The 20,486-nt window shown below is 68.9% G+C and carries 19 protein-coding genes, 1 tRNA gene and 1 rRNA gene; 19 read left to right on the top strand and 2 right to left on the bottom strand.

Annotation, left to right across the window (positions count from 1 at the left end):
• The first annotated feature begins 47 nt into the window (after positions 1–47).
• From rrf to QAD21_RS14050, 19 genes are all read left to right on the top strand, one after another.
• Positions 48–164 (top strand): 5S ribosomal RNA (gene rrf, locus QAD21_RS14140).
• A 132-nt stretch (positions 165–296) separates the two neighbouring features.
• Positions 297–2,513: an HAD-IIA family hydrolase gene (locus QAD21_RS14135; protein WP_277244338.1), complete on the top strand. Its 2,217-nt coding sequence runs from the start codon at positions 297–299 to the stop codon at positions 2,511–2,513.
• An 11-nt stretch (positions 2,514–2,524) separates the two neighbouring features.
• The gene (locus tag QAD21_RS14130; RefSeq protein WP_068972159.1) at positions 2,525–2,815 is read left to right on the top strand and encodes a hypothetical protein; all 291 of its coding nucleotides are present in this window, start codon (positions 2,525–2,527) and stop codon (positions 2,813–2,815) included.
• 52 nt (positions 2,816–2,867) lie between these two features.
• Entirely contained in the window at positions 2,868–3,755 is an 888-nt protein-coding gene (locus QAD21_RS14125) for a TlyA family RNA methyltransferase (protein WP_068972182.1), read from the top strand.
• A 71-nt stretch (positions 3,756–3,826) separates the two neighbouring features.
• Positions 3,827–4,846 carry an NAD kinase gene (locus tag QAD21_RS14120; protein WP_137810048.1) on the top strand — a complete coding sequence of 340 codons (1,020 nt, stop codon included), beginning with the start codon at positions 3,827–3,829 and terminating at the stop codon, positions 4,844–4,846.
• Between the two features lie 2 nt (positions 4,847–4,848).
• Positions 4,849–6,603 (top strand): DNA repair protein RecN, encoded by a 1,755-nt coding sequence (recN, locus tag QAD21_RS14115; RefSeq protein WP_068972161.1) that lies wholly within the window; start codon positions 4,849–4,851, stop codon positions 6,601–6,603.
• A 102-nt stretch (positions 6,604–6,705) separates the two neighbouring features.
• Positions 6,706–7,893, top strand: coding sequence for a putative cytokinetic ring protein SteA (gene steA / locus QAD21_RS14110; RefSeq protein ID WP_058253215.1), 1,188 nt, complete (start codon positions 6,706–6,708; stop codon positions 7,891–7,893).
• Between the two features lie 3 nt (positions 7,894–7,896).
• Complete coding sequence (locus QAD21_RS14105) at positions 7,897–8,832, top strand: copper transporter (RefSeq protein ID WP_065629797.1); 936 nt, start codon at positions 7,897–7,899, stop codon at positions 8,830–8,832.
• 142 nt (positions 8,833–8,974) lie between these two features.
• The gene (locus tag QAD21_RS14100) at positions 8,975–10,774 is read left to right on the top strand and encodes a CTP synthase (RefSeq protein WP_083229474.1); all 1,800 of its coding nucleotides are present in this window, start codon (positions 8,975–8,977) and stop codon (positions 10,772–10,774) included.
• Between the two features lie 5 nt (positions 10,775–10,779).
• Positions 10,780–11,415, top strand: coding sequence for an NUDIX hydrolase (locus QAD21_RS14095; RefSeq protein ID WP_068972163.1), 636 nt, complete (start codon positions 10,780–10,782; stop codon positions 11,413–11,415).
• Positions 11,412–12,332: a site-specific tyrosine recombinase XerD gene (gene xerD / locus QAD21_RS14090; protein ID WP_068972164.1), complete on the top strand. Its 921-nt coding sequence runs from the start codon at positions 11,412–11,414 to the stop codon at positions 12,330–12,332. The genes QAD21_RS14095 and xerD overlap by 4 nt, the downstream gene beginning before the upstream one ends.
• Before the next feature lie 154 nt (positions 12,333–12,486).
• On the top strand, positions 12,487–13,434 hold the full coding sequence (locus QAD21_RS14085) for a ParA family protein (RefSeq protein ID WP_065629872.1): 948 nt from the start codon (positions 12,487–12,489) through the stop codon (positions 13,432–13,434).
• Positions 13,431–14,357, top strand: coding sequence for a segregation/condensation protein A (locus tag QAD21_RS14080; RefSeq protein ID WP_083207271.1), 927 nt, complete (start codon positions 13,431–13,433; stop codon positions 14,355–14,357). Before QAD21_RS14085 ends, QAD21_RS14080 begins: the two co-directional genes overlap by 4 nt.
• Positions 14,354–15,112: an SMC-Scp complex subunit ScpB gene (scpB, locus tag QAD21_RS14075; RefSeq protein WP_280359747.1), complete on the top strand. Its 759-nt coding sequence runs from the start codon at positions 14,354–14,356 to the stop codon at positions 15,110–15,112. The genes QAD21_RS14080 and scpB overlap by 4 nt, the downstream gene beginning before the upstream one ends.
• A 6-nt stretch (positions 15,113–15,118) precedes the next feature.
• Positions 15,119–16,051, top strand: coding sequence for a pseudouridine synthase (locus tag QAD21_RS14070; RefSeq protein ID WP_280359745.1), 933 nt, complete (start codon positions 15,119–15,121; stop codon positions 16,049–16,051).
• Positions 16,048–16,761, top strand: a complete 714-nt coding sequence (gene cmk / locus QAD21_RS14065; protein WP_058253159.1) for a (d)CMP kinase — start codon at positions 16,048–16,050, stop codon at positions 16,759–16,761. Before QAD21_RS14070 ends, cmk begins: the two co-directional genes overlap by 4 nt.
• Positions 16,758–18,197 carry a ribosome biogenesis GTPase Der gene (gene der, locus QAD21_RS14060; RefSeq protein ID WP_058253160.1) on the top strand — a complete coding sequence of 480 codons (1,440 nt, stop codon included), beginning with the start codon at positions 16,758–16,760 and terminating at the stop codon, positions 18,195–18,197. Before cmk ends, der begins: the two co-directional genes overlap by 4 nt.
• A 126-nt stretch (positions 18,198–18,323) precedes the next feature.
• Positions 18,324–18,587, top strand: a complete 264-nt coding sequence (locus QAD21_RS14055; RefSeq protein ID WP_065629874.1) for a GlsB/YeaQ/YmgE family stress response membrane protein — start codon at positions 18,324–18,326, stop codon at positions 18,585–18,587.
• A 150-nt stretch (positions 18,588–18,737) separates the two neighbouring features.
• Positions 18,738–18,811: transfer RNA gene (locus tag QAD21_RS14050), tRNA-Pro, on the top strand.
• Positions 18,812–18,868: 57 nt separating this feature from the next.
• On the opposite strand, the gene QAD21_RS14045 is transcribed toward QAD21_RS14050, so the two are convergent.
• A complete protein-coding gene (locus QAD21_RS14045) occupies positions 18,869–19,957 on the bottom strand; it encodes an ATP-binding protein (RefSeq protein ID WP_068972167.1) in 1,089 nt (362 codons plus the stop codon).
• Positions 19,958–19,994: 37 nt separating this feature from the next.
• Positions 19,995–20,468: a GNAT family N-acetyltransferase gene (locus QAD21_RS14040; protein WP_083229477.1), complete on the bottom strand. Its 474-nt coding sequence runs from the start codon at positions 20,466–20,468 to the stop codon at positions 19,995–19,997.
• Positions 20,469–20,486 lie beyond the last annotated feature (18 nt).

The following is a 20,486-nucleotide window of genomic DNA, read 5'->3' as shown; positions in this document are numbered from 1 at the left end:
CACAACAAACAAACAAACACTGTTGTGTGACAGCTGTTTCACAAAGTTACGGCGGCCATAGCGGAGGGGAAACGCCCGGCCCCATTCCGAACCCGGAAGCTAAGCCCTCCAGCGCCAATGGTACTGCACCCTAATCAGTGTGGGAGAGTAGGACACCGCCGAACACAATTTCAGAAAGGCCCCGTATTCGATGATTTCTTTCGTCGGATACGGGGTCTTTCTCGTTCGTCGGTCGCCTGATGCGTCATCGCCGGGCGGCACAACTCAGCAAGGTTCGAGGGCATAGATTGGCGGCTATGAGTGATCGTGATCGTCCGCGCCGCGACGGGCGCGGCCAGCGGGACACACGTGGACAGCGGGATGGCGGTCGAGGTGGCCGGAATGATCGTCCGGGGCGTGACCGCGGATCTGATCGCGGCAGCCGGCAGCCCGGGCCACCGCTACCCGAGGACATCGCGGCGTCGGATCTCGATCCCGAGGTGCGCCGTGATCTGCTGACGCTCGACAAGGCCAACGCCGAGATCGTCGCGCGGCACCTGGTGATGGTGTCGCGCATCCTGCTCGAGGATCCCGTCCAGGCGCTGGAACATGCACGTGCCGCTCGCGCTCGCGCTTCCCGGGTCGGCGTCGTTCGCGAGACCGTCGGCATCGCTGCCTACAACGCGGGCGAGTGGCAGGAGTCGGCGACCGAACTCCGCGCAGCCAAGCGCATCACCGGCAACCCGGCCCTGTTGCCGCTCATCGCCGACTGCGAACGCGGACTCGGGCGCCCCGAACGTGCCGTCGAGATCGCGCGCGGTGACGAGGGACGGTCACTGACCGGCGACGATGCCACCGAGATGCGGATCGTCGAAGCCGGTGCCCGCATGGACCTCGGTGAACCGGAGAAAGCCGTCGTCACCCTGCAGGCCGAGAACCTCAAGCCCGGCCAGCTCGGTACCGGACCGGCCCGTCTCTTCTACGCATATGCGTCTGCCCTGGAAGCTGCCGGCCGTCGCGACGACGCGATCACCTGGTTCATGAACGCGGCGGCCGCCGACGTCGACGACGTCACCGATGCCGAGTTCCGGCTGACCGAGCTGGCCAACGACGACCAGCCGTCCGAGAGTGTGGGAGTGAACGGCGTTGCGCCAGGCGAGCTCGACAGCCCGCTGTCGGTGCCGGCTGTCGATAGGGACATCGACTCCGATGCGGACCCGATCCCGCCCGCCTCGGCGCCTGCGCCCGATGTCACAACCGCAATCGATTCGCCTGCTGCGTCCGGTGCCATCGAGAACGACACCATCGAGAAGGACTCCATCGAGGCCGTTCCGGGTACGGCCGACCTGTCGCAGACCTCGGATTCGGTGGCGGTGTCCGCCGTTGCCGAGGAAGAGGGAGATGCCGGCGATGACGTGATCGCCGAGTCGACCATCGTGGAAGGGGTGCCCAATCCCCTCGCCACCCTGGACGAGTCGTCGGGAACCGAGTCTGCGGCCGAACCCGCCATCACATCGCCGTCCGATTCCGTGACCCTTGTCGATCGTCACGACGCACTACTCCTCGACCTGGACGGCACCGTGTTCGCCGGGCATCACGCGCTGCCGAATGCGCTCGATGCCCTCGCCCGGCTGAACATCCCGCGGTTCTTCGTGACCAACAACGCGAGCCGGCGGCCGTCCGAGGTGGCCGCGCACCTGCGTGAGCTGGGGTTCGAGGCGACCGACGACCTCGTCGTCACGAGTGCACAGTCGGGCGCGCGGCTGCTGTCCGAACATCTCGAGCCGGGTTCGCGTGCACTGGTGATCGGTACCGACGGACTCGCGCAAGAAGTCCGCGAAGTCGGTGTCGGGGTGACGCGTAGTGCCGACGACCGACCGGCCGCGGTGATCCAGGGCCACTCGCCGGACACCGGTTGGGCGCAACTGTCGGAGGCGGCGCTCGCGATCCGGGCCGGCGCGCTGTGGATCGCGACGAACATCGACGCCACCCTGCCGTCCGAGCGGGGCCTGCTCGTGGGGAACGGTTCGATGGTCGCCGCGCTGCGTAACGCGACGGGCAAGGAGCCCCTGGTGGCGGGCAAGCCCGCCGCGCCGTTGATGGCCGACGCGATCGCGCGTGCTCGGGCGAGCGCTCCGCTCGTCGTCGGGGACCGGTTGGACACCGACATCGAGGGCGGCCATGCCGTCGGTATCGAGAGCGCCCTGGTACTGACCGGTGTGAGCACGGTCGACGATCTGCTGTCGGCGCCCCCGGAGCAGCGACCCACCTACGTTCTCGACGACCTCGCCGGCCTTTTCGTCGACATCGACGCCGTGCGGGTGTCCGACCAGCCCGGTTGGGACATCACCGTCGAGGGTCCGACCGTGCGGGTCGCCGGTTCCGGCGCGGAGGCGGGACTGGTGCCCGCGCTCGCCGCCGCCACCTGGGCCGCAGTCGATGCCGGGTCCGCGGATCCGGACGACTTGCGGGTGATCGCGGAGGGAGCCGCGAGGACCAAGCTCGAATCCCTCGGTGTCACAGTCGTCGGCTAGCGTGGTCCACGATGACTCACCCGACTGCCTCCTCGGCTGACCCAGGTCCGTCCCGGCCCACGCCGGGAGCGATGCCGCGTCGGCAGTTCGACCCCGTCGTCGACGCATTCGGCACCGCCGATGGGGTCGGGGAGCTGCCCGACGTGGAGGCCGAGGTCACCGAGATGCTCGCGCAGGTCGACGAGATCCGTGAATCGGCGGGTGACGCCTTCTCGCTGGCGGCGCTCGAACGTCAGGCGGCGCTTCTCGAGCAGGCCCATGACTCGCTCACCGCGGCCCTCGACGCCGTGGACCGACGATGAGACCGGCCTCGGTGCGGAAACCGGAGTCGTCCACGAGGGAGCGGTTCTGACCATGGTCGCCAGAGCACGACTCGATGCCGAACTCGTCCGCCGAGGTCTCGCCCGATCGCGCGAACAGGCGCGTGAGCTCGTCGATGCCGGGTCGGTCCGGGTCAACGGGACCATCGCGTCGAAGGCGGCCACCGGGGTCACCCGGGACACCCCGATCGTCGTCGACGAGGGTCCGCGAGACGACTGGGCGTCACGAGGCGCGCACAAGCTCCTCGGTGCGCTCGAGGCGTTCGAGCCGGGTGGCCTGACGGTGGAGGGGCGTCGGTGCCTCGACGCCGGCGCATCGACCGGGGGATTCACCGATGTGCTGCTGCGCCGCGGGGCCCGCGAGGTGGTCGCCGCGGACGTCGGATACGGACAACTCATCTGGCGGTTGCAGAACGACGAGCGCGTCGTGGTCCATGACCGGACGAACGTCCGGCACCTCGAGCCCGGGTCCATCGGCGGCCCGGTCGACGTCGTGGTCGCCGACCTGTCGTTCATCTCGTTGGGCCTGGTGCTGCCCGCGCTGGCCCGTTGTTGCGCGCCGGGCGCCGACCTGCTGCCGATGGTCAAACCGCAGTTCGAGGTCGGCAAGGACCGGGTCGGATCGGGCGGCGTGGTCCGCGATCCCGCGCTACGCGCCGAGGCGGTACTCGGAGTCGCGACCGAGGCCGCCGCGCACGGACTGCGGACGCGCGGTGTGGTGGCGAGCCCGCTGCCCGGGCCGTCGGGGAACGTCGAGTACTTCCTGTGGTTGCACAACGAGCTCGCCGACCGGACGGGCGAGGAGTCGGGGTGGAGCGATAGGGTCGACCGGGCGGACTCGACCGACGCGGATCGCCCCCTCGGGTCCCCGGACGAACTACGGGCCATGATCGAACAGGCGGTCGCCGCGGGACCGCGCTGACCCGCTGGGCCCGCGTCTCCGTACCGACACCGCACTTGTCCCAGACCGCACTTCGATGGAGGGGATCACCAGTGACCGACGATCCGGCACCGGACCACACCGGTGCCCGCGAGTTCTTGGTGGTCGCCCACACCGGACGCGAGAACGTGCTCGAGACCATCGAGGCGATCGCGCGCCACTGCGCGGCCGCCGACGTCGCGCTGCGCGTGGTCGACCACGACACCCTCGACCGCGACGCCCCCGATCACGATGTGCTGTACCGGAACAACGAGGGCGAGTCGCCCCGTCCCCGCAACGTACCGGTCGACCCCGAATACCTGCGGTCGCTCGGCGCGGTCGTCGAGGTCACGACGGCCGAGTCCGCGACGGCAGAGGGCTGCGAACTCGTCATCGTCCTGGGCGGGGACGGCACCTTCCTCCGGGCCGCCGAGCTGGCCTATCCCGCCGAGGTCCCGGTCCTGGGTATCAATCTCGGACACATCGGCTTCCTCGCCGAGGCCGAGGCGCATCGCGTCGACGAGGTCATGATCCAGCTGATCGCCCGGGACTACCGCATCGAACCGCGGATGACCCTCGACATCGCCATCGTGGACCCGGCCGACCCGGATCCGCCGACCGCGTGCAGCTGGGCGCTCAACGAGGTCGCGGTCCTGAACACGAGCAACAACGGTGTCCTCGAGCTCGTGACCGAGGTCGACGGCCGGCCGGTCTCGGCCTTCGGCGCCGACGGAGTGCTGGTGTCGTCACCGACCGGGTCGACGGCCTACGCGTTCTCCGCCGGCGGGCCGGTGATGTGGCCCGACCTCGAGGCCATCCTGGTCGTGCCGAACAACGCCCACGCCCTGTTCGCCCGGCCGATGGTGACGAGTCCGCGATCGCGGATCGCGGTGGAGGTGGACAAGAACGGGCGGTCCGCGCTGGCGCTGTGCGACGGCCGACGCGCACTCGACGTGCCCGCGGGAGCGCGGGTCGAGGTGGTGCGCAGCGAACGGTCGGTGCGTTGGATCCGGATCGATTCCGACCCCTTCGCCGACCGACTGGTCACCAAGTTCGCCCTCCCGGTCACGGGATGGCGAGGGAGGCAGGCATAGTCGTGCTCGAAGAGATCTCGATCTCCGGTCTCGGTGTCATCGAGGAGGCGCAGGCGCGCTTCCATCCGGGATTCACGGTGCTCACCGGCGAGACCGGAGCGGGCAAGACGATGATCGTCACCAGCCTGCACCTGCTGTCCGGTGCCCGTGCCGACGCGACGCGCGTCCGGACCGGCAGCCCCAAGGCAGTCGTCGAGGGCCGGTTCCGGCTCGCGAACAACGGCGGAGCGCACCGGGATCCGGTCGTCGCCGACATCCTGGACTCCACCGGAGCCGAACTCGACGACGACGACACCGTCATCGCGGTCCGGTCGGTCAGCGCCGACGGACGATCCCGCGCCCATCTGGGCGGCCGGTCCGTTCCGGTGGGCGTCATGGGCCAACTCACCACGGCGGTCCTGGCCATCCACGGCCAGAACGACCAGTTGCGGCTCCTCCGCCCCGAACACCAGCGCGCGGCACTCGACACGTTCGCCGGCCCGAAGGCGGCTGCGGCGCTGGACTCATACCGGAAGGCACGAACGGCCTGGGTCGAGGTCCTCGACGAACTCGACGCCCGGCGCTCCAACTACCGGGAACTCGCGCAGGAAGCCGACCGGCTGCGGTTCGGCATCGACGAGATCGCCGCGGTCGATCCGGTGCCCGGCGAGGACGAGGAGCTGACCGCGACGATCCGTCGGCTCTCCGACCTGGAGTCCATCCGTGGTGCCGCCGACCAGGCGCACGCCATCGTCGCCGGGGATTCGGGATCGTCGGTCATCGAAGGACTCGGAACAGTGCGCACGCTGCTGGAGACCGCGGCCGACGACACGCTGCGTGATCTCGTCCCGCGCGTCGCCGAGGCGCTCACCGTCATCACCGATGTCGGCGCCGAACTGACCGCCTTCACGTCGGGCCTACCCGCCGACGCCGAGGAGCTCGACAAGTTGCTCGCCCGTCAGGCCGAGCTGAAGACGCTCGTCCGCAAGTACGCGCCGGATGTCGACGGAGTGATCGACTGGCGCCACAAGGCCGAGGCCAGGCTCGCGGAGATCGAGGACCCACGGGCCTCCATCGAGGAGCTCGAGGTCGCCGCGACGGCGGCCCGGGACAAGGTGCAGGCCGCGGCGGACAAGTTGCACACGCTGCGGTCGAAGGCCGCGAAGTCGATGGCCGACAAGGTGTCTCGCGAGCTCAAGGGACTGGCCATGGGGGACTCGGCGCTGGCGGTCGCGGTCAGCCCGGATGCGGCGACGCCCGACGACCGGCTGGCCGTCAGCGTCGCGGGCACCGCCGCCCACGCCGGCGCCGACGGAGCGGACAAGGTCGAGTTCGCACTTCTCGCCCATCCCGGCGCCACGCCGCTGCCCATCGCGAAATCGGCGTCGGGCGGCGAACTCTCGCGGGTCATGCTCGCCCTCGAAGTCGTCCTCGCCGCACCCACCTCGGGATCGGTGATGGTCTTCGACGAGGTCGACGCCGGGGTCGGTGGTCGCGCGGCCGTGGAGATCGGGAAGCGGTTGTCGAGGCTGGCACGAGCACACCAGGTGATCGTGGTGACCCACCTCCCTCAGGTCGCGGCGTTCGCCGACAACCACCTGGTCATCGGCAAGAGCAAGAAGGGGGCGCTCGTCACCAGCAGTGTGCGCACGCTCGATCGCAGCGAGCGAGTGGCGGAGTTGGCCCGCATGCTCGCGGGCTTGGGGGAGTCCGACACCGGGCGCGCCCATGCCGAGGAACTGCTGGCCACCGCGGAGGCGGAGCGCGCCGCCGACTGAGCACCGCGGACGGTGAAACACATGATGCGTGTGTGACAAAAGTTGCTGCTGTTACGGCGCGCCTCCCCGGCTGAGGCGTGCCTTCGGCCGATCATGGCCGTCATGAAGATGCCTGCACTGCTCGCGCGTAACACCGAAGAACTGCCTGGCGTGACCGGTATCGCCAGAATCGACAAGAACACGAAACGGCTGCTCAACCGCGTCGGGCCGGGCGACATCGCCATCCTCGACGAGGTCGACCTCGACCGGGTGACCGCCGACGCGCTCGTCGAGGCCAACGTCGTGGCCGTGGTCAACGCCTCGCGGTCGATCACCGGCCGCTACCCCAACCTCGGACCCGAGGTCCTGGTGGCCTCCGGCATCGTGCTGCTCGACGATGTGGGTCCGGAGATCTTCAAGCGGGTCAAGGACGGTGCCAAGGTGCGGGTCCACAACGACCGGCTCCTCGTCGGCGAACGGCGACTCGCCCTCGGTACCGAACTCGAGGAGCGCGACATCGCCGACATCATGATCGGTGCCAAGGCGGGCCTCGTCGATCATCTCGAGGCGTTCTCGGGCAACACGATCGAGTTCATCCGCAGCGAGTCGCCGCTGCTGATCGACGGGGTCGGTGTGCCGGAGATCGACGTCGACGTCGCAGGCCGTCACGTCGTCATCGTCGGCGAAGGTGCCGACCGGGCTGCCGACCTCCGCTCGCTGAAGCCGTTCATCAAGGAGTACCAGCCCGTCATGGTGGGCGTCGGAGCCGGTGCGGACACGCTGATGAAGGCCGGGTACAAGCCGTCGATCATCGTCGGCGATCCCGAGACCATGAAGACTCCGACGCTGAAATCCGGTGCACAGCTGGTGCTTCCGGCCGACACCGACGGACATGCGACCGGGCTCGAACGCATTCAGGACCTCGGCATCGGGGCCACCACGTTCCCGGCCGCCGGGTCGGCCGGCGACCTCGCGTTGCTGCTCACCGACTACCACGGCGCCGACCTGATCGTCACCGTCGGCTACCCGGGATCGCTCGACGACTTCTTCGACCGGTCGCGCCGGGAGAGCAATCCGTCGATGTTCCTGACCCGACTGAAGGTGGGCCAGAAGCTCGTCGACGCGAAGGCGGTCGCCACGCTCTACCGCAGTCGGGTGTCCGGTGCCGCGATCGCGTGTGTCGTGCTCGCGGCACTCGTCGCCGTCATCGCCGCCGTGCTGCTGTCGAACGCGGGCACCGACATCACCGACTGGATCGTCGTGCAGTGGAATGCGCTGCTCGACTGGGCTCGAGAGGTCTGGAACCGGTAGCCGATGATCTCGCTACGACAGCATGCGATCTCGCTGGTCGCGGTCTTCCTCGCGCTCGCCCTGGGACTGTTCCTGGGTTCGGGATTCGTCGGGGACCGCGTCAACTCGATGACCGGCACGAGTCGTGACCGCATCGGCGACCTGGAGAGCGAGCGCGACGATCTCAACGCAAAGCTCAACGCCTCCAACAGCTTCGACCTCGCCATCACACCCCGGCTGATCGCGAACAAGCTCAAGGGGCAGTCCGTGCTGGTGGTCACCGCACCGAACGCGGCGGATGCCGATGTCGATGCGGTCAAAGAATCGATCTCGGGTGCCGGTGCCCGATTCGGCGGACAGATCGGTTTGACCGACGCACTGCTCACCGACGGCAAGTCCGAGGAACTGCGGACGATCGTCGACCAGACCATTCCGCCGGGCACGATGCTGCGCGCGGAACTGACCGATTCCGGGGGCCGGGTCGGGGACCTGCTCGGGGCCCTCGTGCTGTCGAACGAGACAGCGCGACCGGCGTCGTCCGGGGACCGTCGGACCGGGCTGGCGACACTGCGCGACGGTGGGTTCATCGACTACGCCGACAACGCGATCACCCCGACCGATCTGGTGGTGGTGGTGACCGGTGACGAGTTCGGTCCGGACTCCGGTGCGCAGGGCACGCTGGTCGGCCGCCTGGCCGCCACGCTGTCGGCACGCGGGGTCGGCGGGGTACTGGTCGGACGCACCGGCTCCGCGGCGGGCGGGTCGCCGATCGCCATCGTCCGCTCGGATCCGTCGCTGGCCAACGCGGTCTCGACCGTCGACAACATCGACCAGCCGACGGGTCTCATCACGACGATCCTCGCCCTGGCCGCCGAGGCCGACGGGACGACCGGCTCCTACGGCACCGGCCCGGGCGCGACCGCGATCACCGTCGGTGCCGACGGACGACCGGCCGCCTGAGATCGAGTCCGCCACCGCACGCGAGCACCGCCACACCCGTCGACGGTGTGGCGGTGCGGCGTCGGGCGTCGGTGGTGTTACCCTGGAGTCCCGTAGGTAATCAGGGCATCGGCCCCGATTCGGCCGACGGGAGACACTTCTTTTGCGACCACTTCGCCATGTACACGACACCAAGCACATCTTTGTGACCGGTGGCGTCGCCTCTTCGCTGGGCAAGGGCCTGACGGCCTCCAGCCTGGGTCAGCTTCTCACCTCGCGGGGCCTGCGGGTCACCATGCAGAAGCTCGATCCGTATCTGAACGTCGATCCGGGCACCATGAATCCGTTCCAGCACGGTGAGGTGTTCGTGACCGAGGACGGCGCCGAGACCGATCTCGACGTCGGACATTACGAGCGTTTCCTCGACCGCAATCTCTCGCAGTCGGCGAATGTGACCACCGGACAGGTGTATTCGTCGGTCATCGCCAAGGAACGCCGCGGCGAGTACCTCGGTGAAACCGTTCAGGTCATCCCGCACATCACCGACGAGCTCAAGTCGCGCGTGCTGGCCATGGCCGAACCCGACGCCGGCGGTGAAGTGCCCGATGTGGTCATCACCGAGATCGGTGGCACGGTCGGCGACATCGAGTCGCTGCCGTTCATCGAGGCCGCGCGACAGGTGCGCCACGACGTCGGCCGCGACAATGTCTTCTTCCTGCACGTCTCGCTCGTGCCCTACCTCGCGCCGTCGGGGGAACTCAAGACCAAGCCGACCCAGCACTCGGTCGCCGCGCTGCGCAACGTCGGCATCCAGCCCGACGCGCTGATCCTGCGCTGCGACCGCGACGTGCCCGAAGGGCTCAAGAAGAAGATCGCGCTCATGTGCGACGTCGAACTCGACGGCGTGATCTCCACCCCCGACGCCCCGTCGATCTACGACATCCCGAAGGTGCTCCACAGCGAGCACCTCGACGCCTACGTGGTCCGCAAGCTGGGTCTGCCGTTCCGCGACGTCGACTGGACGGTGTGGGGCGAGCTCCTGCGCCGCGTGCACGAGCCGCGCGAAACCGTCCGCGTCGCGCTGGTCGGCAAGTACGTCGATCTCCCCGACGCCTACCTGTCGGTGACCGAGGCCATCCGCGCCGGTGGCTTCGCCTGGAAGGCGCGTACCGAGATCAAGTGGGTGCCCTCGGATGAGTGCGCCACCCCGGCCGGCGCGCAGGCCGCCCTCGGCGACGTCGACGCGATCCTGATCCCCGGCGGCTTCGGCATCCGCGGCATCGAGGGCAAGGTCGGTGCCATCTCGTACGCACGGCGGCGCGGGATCCCGCTGCTGGGCTTGTGCCTCGGGCTGCAATGTGTGGTCATCGAGGCGGCGCGCTCGGTCGGCCTCGACGAGGCCAGCTCGACCGAGTTCGACCCAGAAACCCCGCACCCGGTGATCTCGACGATGGCCGATCAGGCCGACGCCGTGGCCGGCGACGCCGACCTGGGCGGCACCATGCGACTCGGTGCCTACGACGCCGTGCTGAAGGCCGGGTCCGTCGTCGCCGAGGCCTACGGGACGCGGGAGGTGTCCGAACGTCACCGTCATCGCTTCGAGGTCAACAACGCCTACCGCGACAAGATCGCCGACTCCGGGCTCGTGTTCTCGGGTACCTCGCCCGATGGGCACCTCGTCGAATTCGTCGAGTACCCCAAGTCGGTGCACCCGTATCTGGTTGCCACGCAAGCACACCCGGAGCTCAAGAGCCGGCCGACCCGCCCGCATCCGCTGTTCCGTTCGTTCATCGAGGCGGCCCTGAAGTACAAGGCGGCCGAACGTCTTCCGGTCGACCTCGGCGACGACTACGAGTCGAACGACGCTCCCGCGGACGCGGTGGCCGCCGTCAACGCGGTCACGGTGGAACCGGTCGCCGGGCTGGGCGAGGCAGTCCTCGACGACCCTGCCGGCAGGGACTGACCGCGTTGGGCCACGACTTCGAGGTCAAGGACAGCCGCACCGTCTACGACGGCGCGATCATCACCCTCCGGGTCGACGACGTCGAGATGCCGGGCGGGCGCGTCGCCGAGCGTGAGGTCGTCGAACATTTCGGGGCCGTCGCGATCCTGGCGCGCGACGATGCCGGCCGGGTGGCGATGGTGCGGCAGTACCGTCACCCCATCGGCCGACGTCTGCTCGAGTTGCCCGCCGGGTTGCTCGATCAGGCCGACGAAGAACCCCTGGCCGCCGCACAGCGCGAGCTGGCCGAAGAGGCCGACCTCGCCGCCGACTCATGGCATGTCCTGGTCGACCTCGCGCTGTCACCCGGCTTCACCGACGAGGCGCTGCGGTTGTATCTCGCCGAGGGGCTGCACAATCTCGACGCGGCCGAACGCGTCGACGAGGAAGCCGACATGTCGATCGAGTGGGTGCCGCTCGACGACGCCGTCGCGAAGGTGTTGTCGGGGGAGATCGTCAACGCGACGAGCGTGGCCGGCATCCTGGCCGCGGCCGCAGCCGGCGGGTCGACGGCCGGCCTCCGCGGCGTCGACGCCCCGTGGCCGGACGAGCCGACCGCGTTACGGAACCGACGTGCCGACGATCGGGGCCGCCGGTCGTGACCCTGGCCGCCGACATCGCGCGCTACCTCGATCACCTGACGGTGGAGCGGGGTGCGGCGGCCAACACGGTGTCGTCCTACCGGCGCGATCTCGAGAGGTATCGCGGGTATCTCGACCGGCGGGGGATCCCGTCACTCGACGCCGTGACCAAAGAGGACATCCGCGAGTTCCTCGTCGAACTCCGTCGCGGTGACGCCGAGGCGGGGTTCGCTCCGCTCGCCGACAGTTCGATCGCGCGAACCCTGGTCGCCACCAGGCGTTTTCACAAGTTCGCGGTGGATGAGGGGATCGTGCCGACCGACGTCGCGCACGATGTGCGGCCCCCGCGCGCGGCGCGGCGCCTGCCGAAATCCCTGCCGGTCGACGAGGTGCTCGCCATTCTCGATTCGGCCGGCGTCGAGGACCATCCGCGCGGGTTGCGGGACCGCGCGCTGCTGGAGTTCCTCTACAGCTGCGGGGCGCGGATCTCCGAGGCCACCTCCCTCGATCTCGACGATCTCGATCTCGACGACATGCGCGCGGTTCGCCTCCGGGGCAAGGGCGGCAAAGAGCGTCTCGTGCCGCTCGGCGGGCCCGCCGTCCAGGCACTCGAGGCGTACCTCGTCCGCGGGCGACCCGCGCTGGTGTCACGGGCGACGCCCGCGGTGTTCCTGAACGCGCGCGGCGGGCGGCTCTCGCGGCAGAGCGCCTGGCAGGTGCTCGTCACCGCGGCCGAGCGCGCCGGCCTCGACAAGGCGGTCTCGCCGCACACCCTCCGGCACAGCTTCGCGACCCATCTGCTCGACGGCGGCGCCGACGTCCGCGTCGTGCAGGAACTCCTGGGCCACGCCTCGGTCACCACCACGCAGGTGTACACGCTCGTGACGGTCAACACGATGCGGGAGGTCTATGCCGTCGCCCATCCGAGGGCGCGTTGACCCCGCGGATCCCCCGGGCGCGCCGACGCCGGGATGACCGGGGAGATGTCCTAGGCTGATACGAGGCTCGGCCGTGGACGGACAACTGAACTACCGAGAAGCGGCATCGAACAGCGAAGGGAGCGGCGGACACGTGACCACTCCGAGCGCACCCCTGTCTGGCGCCCGTCCGGGAGGGTCTGGCGCCCGTCCGGGAGATCAGTACAGCATCCAGGTGTCGCCCGGAAACGACACCGACGAGGCCGAGCACGATGCCGACGAGATCGGCCCCACCGGGCGGCCGTATCGCGACGTACCCGAGCCCGCTCCGCTGGACCGTCACGGACCCGCCACGGTGATCGCGGTCTGCAATCAGAAGGGCGGCGTCGGCAAGACGACGTCGACCATCAATCTCGGTGCTGCGCTTGCCGAATACGGTCGTCGGGTCCTGCTCGTCGACCTCGACCCGCAGGGTGCGCTGTCCGCGGGACTCGGTGTGCCGCATCACGAGCTGGAACAGACCGTCTACAACCTCCTCGTACCGCCGCAGGTGGCCACCGACGAGGTCCTGATGCGGACCCGCGTCGACGGTCTCGACCTGCTGCCCAGCAACATCGACCTGTCGGCCGCGGAGATCCAGCTGGTGACCGAGGTGGGTCGCGAGCAGTCGCTCGGCCGGGCACTGCATCCCGTGCTCGACCGCTACGACGTCGTCCTCATCGACTGCCAGCCGTCGCTGGGTCTGCTCACTGTCAACGCGCTGGCCTGCGCCGACACCGTGCTCATCCCGATGGAGTGCGAGTACTTCAGCCTGCGCGGGCTGGCTCTGCTCACCGACACGATCAACAAGGTGCGCGACCGGCTCAACCCGCGCCTGGACCTCGGCGGCATCCTGGTCACCATGTTCGACGCCCGCACACTGCACTCCCGTGAGGTGATGGCCCGCGTCGTCGAGGTGTTCGGCGACGCGGTCTACGACACCGTCATCGCCCGCACCGTCCGGTTCCCGGAGACCAGCGTCGCCGGGGAACCGATCACATCGTGGGCGCCGCGGTCGGCCGGCGCGAAGGCGTACCGGGCGCTCGCACGCGAGGTGATCGCCCGCAACGTCACGCCCGCATGACGACCGGCACCGACCAGGCAGTCCCCGAACCCGCCGTGTCCGAAACCGCCGTATCCGAACCCGGCGCGTCCGATTCGGTTGTGCCCGAAGATGCTTCGAGCGCGGCGGAAGCGTCGTCCGAGGTCGGTGCCGAGGAGTCCGGTTTCCGGGTCAAGCTGCGCAACTTCGAGGGTCCGTTCGACCTGCTGCTGAACCTGATCTCGCAGCACCGCCTCGATGTGACCGAGGTGGCGCTGCACGAGGTGACCGACGACTTCATCGCCTACACCCGCGCACTCGGCCCGGAGATGGGGCTCGACCAGACGACCGAATTCCTCGTCGTCGCGGCGACGCTGCTGGATCTCAAGGCGGCTCGCCTGCTGCCCTCCGGCGAGGTCGATGATCCGGAGGACCTCGCACTCCTCGAAGCCCGGGACCTGTTGTTCGCGCGGTTGCTGCAGTACCGCGCCTACAAGCAGGTCGCCGCCCTGTTCGGCGAACTCGAGGCCGCCGCCCTGCAGCGCTACCCACGCGCGGTGTCGCTCGAGAAGCGCTTCGAGGATCTGCTGCCGGAGGTCACCCTCGGTGTCGACGCCAACGGCTTCGCGCAGGTCGCCGCGGCGGGGCTGACGCCGCGTCCGGTGCCCACCGTCGGCCTCGACCATCTGCACGACGTCCAGAAGGTGTCGGTTCCGGGCCAGGCACGTCGGATGGCATCTCTCCTCAGTGCGGTACCGGGCACATGGCTGACCTTCGGCGAGCTGACCGCGGACTGCGAGAACGTGCTGGAGATCGTCGGTAGCTTCCTCGGCCTGCTCGAGTTGTTCCGGGAGCAGGCCATCACCTTCGAACAACCCGAGGCACTCGGCGATCTCGCGGTGATGTGGACGGGGGAGCGCGGTGCCGACGACCTGCGCATCGACAAGGCAGAGGACTACGGATGACTGATCACGCTCCTGAGGTCGACCACCACGGCCCGACCGGCGTAGCCGAGGGAGAGGACCCGGGACCGGCCGAACCCGAGCAGACCACTCTGCAGGGCGAAGGGGAGTACCTCGACGACGCGCGACTCCGTTCCGCCCTGGAGGCGGTGCTGCTCGTCGTGGACACCCCGGTCACCACCGAAGAACTCGCGAACGCCGTCGACCAGGACCGCACGCGGGTCCGGGAGACACTCAACGCCATGTCGTCGGAGCTCACGGCGTCGGGCAGCGGCATCGATCTGCGCTTCGCCGGCGACGGCTGGCGTTACTACACCCGGGCGGAGTACGCCCCCTACGTGGAGCGGCTGCTGCTCGACGGCGCGCGGTCGAAGCTCACGCGGGCGGCGCTCGAGACGCTGGCGGTCATCGCCTACCGGCAACCGGTCACCCGGGCACGGGTGAGCGCCATCCGCGGCGTCAACGTCGACGGCGTGATCCGCACCCTCGTCGCTCGCGGACTGATCAACGAGGTCGGCAGCGAACCGACCACGAACGCGACGACCTATGCCACCACCGAACTCTTCCTGGAACGGCTCGGGCTGGCGTCACTGTCGGAACTGCCCGATCTGGCGCCCCTGCTGCCGGACGTCGACCTGATCGACGACCTCGACGAGGAGCTGCTCTCGGATCCCCGATTCGCCAAACTGTCCACCCAACCGTCAGACTCGAATGAACTGATCATCGACGGTGGCACCACCACCGACTCACAGGACTGAGAGAACATGGCATCCGCTGGCCGAGATGGCTCACCGGGAAAACGCCGCAAGGGCGCGCCCGCACAACAGCCGCGAACCAAGAAGACCCACCGCAAGGGGTCGTCGAAGCCGAACGCCGAAGTGGGCCGGATCCGGCTGAACAACGCCCGACCGGCGCGGCACCAGACGCCTGAGCACGGCGAGGGTGCCGGCGCCAACTACGTCGAAGACGGCGTCCGCCTGCAGAAGGTGCTCGCCCAGGCGGGGGTGGCCTCGCGCCGCGGCGCCGAGGAACTGATCGCGGCGGGTCGTGTCGAGGTCGACGGGGAGATCGTCACCGAGCAGGGGCTGCGCATCGACCCGGACACCGCGATCATCCGCGTCGACGGTGCCCGCGTGATCATGGACGAGACCCGGCAGTACCTCGCCTTCAACAAACCCAAGGGCTGGCAGTCGACGATGTCCGACGACCAGGGCCGTCCCTGCGTCGGTGATGTGGTCGCCGAGCGGGTCATGGCCGGTCAGCGTCTGTTCCACGTCGGCCGCCTCGACGCCGACACCGAGGGTCTGCTGCTGCTGACCAACGACGGTGAACTCGCGCACCGGTTGATGCACCCGTCCTTCGAGGTGCCCAAGACCTACCTCGCCACGCTCAAGGGCGAGGTGCCCCGCGGGATCGGACGTCGCATGCGCGAGGGCGTCGAACTCGACGACGGCCCGGTGACGGTCGACAAGTTCACCGTGATCGAGGTCCACGAGGGCCAGTCGCTGGTGCGGATCACCCTCCACGAGGGTCGCAACCGCGTGGTGCGGCGCATGATGGACGAGGTCGGCTTCCCTGTCGTCAAACTGGTTCGCACCCATGTCGGTTCGGTCGCGTTGGGTGAGCAGCGCCCGGGCAGCCTGCGCGTCCTCGGCAACGACGAGGTCGGTGGACTGTACAGGGCGGTCGGCCTGTGAGCGACGGAGCTTCGGAGTCCGCCGGCGGGACCACGCATGTCGTGGCGATCGACGGTCCGGCCGGTACGGGCAAGTCCTCGGTGTCCAAACTCCTGGCCGCCGAGGTCGGCGCCAGCTATCTCGACACCGGCGCGATGTACCGCGCAGTGACTCTCGCCGTTCTCGATGCCGGTGTCGCGCTGGATGATCCGGCCGGAATCGCCCGCGTGGTCGCCGACGTCGCCATCGAGTTGGTCCCCGATGGGGACGGCGCCAAGGTCTTCCTCGACGGGCGCGACGTCTCCGGGCCGATCCGCACCGACCACGTCACCAGCGCCGTCTCCGCGGTCTCGGCGGTACCCGAGGTGCGCACCAAACTGGTTGCGCTGCAACAGCAGAATGCGCAGGGCCGGTTCGTGGTCGTGGAGGGGCGCGACATCGGGACCGTGGTGTTCCCCGACGCCGACGTCAAGATCTTCCTCACCGCGACACCCGAGGCGCGGGCCGAGCGCCGGCACAAGCAGAATCTCGCCGGCGGTCGCGACAGCGACTACGACGCGGTGCTGGCGAGCGTGAACCGCCGCGACCATCTCGACTCGACACGCAAGGTCTCGCCGTTGCGCGCGGCCGACGACGCGACCGTCGTCGACACCAGCGACAAGACCCTCGACGAGGTGCTCGCGGAACTGAGCGGCCTCGTCGCGACCCGGATCGGAGCAGTGGAACGGTGAGTGACGACTACTCGAACGACCTCGCGGCGCTACCCGGCGACGGCACCTGGTCGGACGAATCCGACTGGCAACTGACCGATGTCGGGGGAGCCGACGACGCGTCCGGTGTCGAACACATGCCGGTGGTCGCGATCGTCGGGCGGCCGAACGTCGGCAAGTCGACGCTCGTCAACCGCATCCTGGGGCGTCGTGAAGCCGTGGTCGAGGACATCCCCGGCGTCACCCGGGACCGGGTGTCGTACGCGGCGTCGTGGTCGGGCCGGCGGTTCACCGTCGTCGACACCGGTGGTTGGGAACCCGACGCGAAGGGCCTGCAGCAGGCCGTCGCCGCGCAGGCCGAGCTGGCGATGCGCACCGCCGACGCGATCGTCGTCGTCGTCGACGCCACGGTCGGCGCGACCGCGACCGACGAGGCTGTCGCACGGGTCCTGCGACGCTCGAAGACCCCGGTCATCCTGTGTGCCAACAAGGTCGACAGCGAGCGACTCGAGTCCGACACCGCATCGCTGTGGTCGCTGGGACTCGGTGAGCCGTATCCGGTGTCGGCCGCACACGGCCGCGGCGCCGGTGATCTGCTCGACATCATCCTGGACAAGCTGCCCGAGACCCCGCGGGAGGCACCGACTCTCGGTGGCCCGCGTCGCGTCGCCCTGGTGGGCAAGCCGAACGTCGGCAAGAGTTCGCTGCTGAACAAGCTCACCGGCACCGAGCGGTCGGTGGTCGACAATGTCGCCGGGACAACCGTGGATCCGGTCGACGAACTCGTCGAACTGGGCGGCAAGACCTGGAACTTCGTCGACACCGCCGGTCTGCGCCGCAAGGTGCGGACCGCGAGCGGCCACGAGTACTACGCGTCGTTGCGGACGCGGTCGGCGCTCGACGCGGCCGAGGTGGCGATCCTGCTGATCGACGCGTCGGAACCGATCACCGAACAGGATCTGCGGGTGCTGTCGCTCATCATCGAGAGCGGCCGCGCCCTCGTGATCGCGTTCAACAAATGGGATCTCGTCGACGAGGACCGCCGGTACCAGCTGGACAAGGAGATCGACCGCGAGCTGGCCCGCGTGCCATGGGCGCGTCGGGTGAACATCTCGGCGTCGACCGGCCGGGCCGTCCAGAAGTTGGTCCCCGCACTGGAATCCGCGCTCGACTCATGGGACAAGCGCATCTCGACCGGCCCGCTGAACAACTGGCTCAAGGACGTCATCGCCGCCAATCCGCCGCCGCTGCGCGGTGGCCGGCAGCCGCGCGTGATGTTCGCGACCCAGGCCTCGGTGCGGCCGCCGACCTTCGTGCTGTTCACCACCGGCTTCCTCGAGGCGGGCTATCGCCGGTTCCTGGAGCGGCGCTTGCGCGAGGAATTCAACTTCGACGGTTCGCCCGTCCGGATCAACGTCCGCGTCCGCGACAAGCGGGAGCAGCGCCGCAAACGCTGATCACCGTCCGGCGACTCCACCACCGTTGGGCAGGTCCGCCACCGCGCAGGTGGCGGACCTGCCCATCTCCGGTGGATGTGTCGCGTGCCGGTGGCGCACGACACCTGCTGTGAGATACTGCGTCTCGTGCTCATCCTGGCAATCATCGTTTTCGGCATGGTCATCGGCGCCCTGGCGCAGATCCTCCTCGGCGGCAAGAACCTGCGCACCGTCGACTGGGGTCTCGCCCTGGTGGCCGGCATCGTCGGCTCCTTCGTCGGCGGACTGCTCATCAGCCTGCTCTCGGGCGACGGCCTCGAGCTCCGCCCGAGTGGCATCATCGGCTCCCTCGTGGGTGCCGTTCTGGTGACCGCCGGGTGGATCTTCTTCAAGAAGCGTTCGACCGTCTAGCAGCCGGTGTCAGATGTAGCGCTTCGTGGCGGCAGAAGCAACGACGCACTACATCTGGCCACCGGCCCGAAATGAGGCCTGACCAGGCGATTGGTTCGGAACCGTGCTCGTCGGCTAGGCTTTACATCGCTCCGCTTCTCCAGGGAGCAACGGGCTGTGGCGCAGTTTGGTAGCGCACTTGACTGGGGGTCAAGTGGTCGCAGGTTCAAATCCTGTCAGCCCGACAGAAAACCCCGGTGAGCGTCGCTCACCGGGGTTTTGTTCTCGGAACCATCGACCGCTCACACGACCAGCGGCACCGCGACGTCGGCGCCGCCTTCCTCGGTGATCCGGGCACCCATCTGCGTGTACGTGGGCGCGGTGATGAACCCACCGGCGAGGAGTGCCTCACCCTGGCGGAACCCGGGCGACTCCGCCAGGAGGTGTTCGGGTACGAAGCCGAAGGTGTCGGCCAGCTCGGCGAGATCGCGTGGGGCGTTCATCCGCATCAGGCACAGGTTGTCGCACTGGGACAGGACATTGGGGTGGATCTTGGTCGGCCGCTGGGTTGACAGCAGCAGCCAGAGGCCGAATTTGCGGCCCTCGGCGGCGATCTGCACGACCCGGTCGATCAGCGCCTGCTCGACCGCGCTGGTGGCCTGCGGTGGGCAGATGTTGTGGGCCTCGTCGATCACGATGAGTATCGGGCGCCGCTCGTCGCGGTGGGCCCAGAGGTGTTCGAGCACACTGAGGGCGGCGACCTTCGGTTCCGCTGGGTGGGCGAACCCACCCAGGTCGAGCACGGTCGCCTGGGGTCGCTCGTCGATGACGTCGGTCGCCGCGAGGTCACCCCGCGCCCAGAGTGCCCAGTCGAGGACCTGCAGATTCTCGATACGCTTGGCCAGCCGCTGATGTCCGGGGTCGGCGGAACTGCGTAGCGCGTCGAGGTAGGTGGTCTGGTCCGATGTTTCGGTGAGTGTGGCGTCGGCGTGCAGCAGGACGTTGTACTCGTCGGCGTCGGCGATCGGATCCAGCTGCAGGACCGCGGCCTTCGCGGCCAGGGGCAGGGTCAGGAATCGCGTCCGCAATTGCGGTCCGTCACGTCGCGTCGAATGCAGGACCCGGATGTCGGATGCCGCGATCGCATCCGCGGCGGCGGGGTCCGCGGTACCCCGTGTCTCGGGCAACCGGGTGAAATCCGCGTTCGGATCGAGGATCAGCAACGGGAGTCGGGTCCGGAGCAGCAGCTGTTCGAGAACCACCCCGAGCGCGTAGGTCTTCCCGGAGCCGCTCTGGCCGCACCAGAAGGTGTGCCGATTGAACTTCTCCGCGGTGAGGAGGACGTCGGTCGTCGCGTTGTCGCGATGGCTTCCCACTGTCAGCTGAACCACGCCCGTACCTTACTGGCACGGGCGGGATTCCATCGGATTACGGAGCGGTCAGCTCCTTGCGGAGAACGAACGCCCGATCGCCGGTCTCGGGGTCGCGCAGCGGGAATTCGTGCCGGGCATAGAAGCGGTGCGCGTCGACGTCGGGTTCGTCGACCTCGATCTCGAATTCCCCGGCGCCCCGTCGCGCCGCCTCGGCAACCGCGGCGGTGAGGACGGCACCACCGAGTCCGCGGCTGCGTTGGGCGGGCGTGGTGTACATCTCGTCGAGCAGGGCGATGCCGCCGTCGACCCAGACGTTTGTCCGGATGGTCACCAGGCCCAGCGAGGTGATCGGGTCGCCGGCCACGATCGCGAAAGTCGAACTGCGCGAGAGTAAATCGGTCAGTCGATCGGCCAGGGCGGCCGGTCCGGGAGACGGTTCGCCGTACTCGCGGTTGAAGGCGTCGAGCAGTTCGGCCATGGTCGCCGCGTCGGCCGGTGTCGCCACTCGCGGGCTGTCGGGCTCGTTCACGGTCACCACCGTAGCCGC

It is taken from the genome of Gordonia sp. SMJS1, assembly GCF_029866425.1.
Taxonomy (GTDB): Bacteria; Actinomycetota; Actinomycetes; order Mycobacteriales; family Mycobacteriaceae; genus Gordonia; species Gordonia hongkongensis.
Note: the sequence above shows the minus strand (reverse complement) of the source record. Positions and strands in the feature narration are given on the sequence as shown.

What these genes read in the sequence shown, in the direction of transcription:
- QAD21_RS14135 (WP_277244338.1), top strand. Translation starts at nt 297, where the DNA reads ATGAGTGATCGTGATCGTCCGCGCCGCGACGGGCGCGGCCAGCGGGAC.
- QAD21_RS14130 (WP_068972159.1), top strand. Translation starts at nt 2,525, where the DNA reads ATGACTCACCCGACTGCCTCCTCGGCTGACCCAGGTCCGTCCCGGCCC.
- QAD21_RS14125 (WP_068972182.1), top strand. Translation starts at nt 2,868, where the DNA reads ATGGTCGCCAGAGCACGACTCGATGCCGAACTCGTCCGCCGAGGTCTC.
- steA (WP_058253215.1), top strand. Translation starts at nt 6,706, where the DNA reads ATGAAGATGCCTGCACTGCTCGCGCGTAACACCGAAGAACTGCCTGGC.
- QAD21_RS14105 (WP_065629797.1), top strand. Translation starts at nt 7,897, where the DNA reads ATGATCTCGCTACGACAGCATGCGATCTCGCTGGTCGCGGTCTTCCTC.
- QAD21_RS14080 (WP_083207271.1), top strand. Translation starts at nt 13,431, where the DNA reads ATGACGACCGGCACCGACCAGGCAGTCCCCGAACCCGCCGTGTCCGAA.
- scpB (WP_280359747.1), top strand. Translation starts at nt 14,354, where the DNA reads ATGACTGATCACGCTCCTGAGGTCGACCACCACGGCCCGACCGGCGTA.
- QAD21_RS14070 (WP_280359745.1), top strand. Translation starts at nt 15,119, where the DNA reads ATGGCATCCGCTGGCCGAGATGGCTCACCGGGAAAACGCCGCAAGGGC.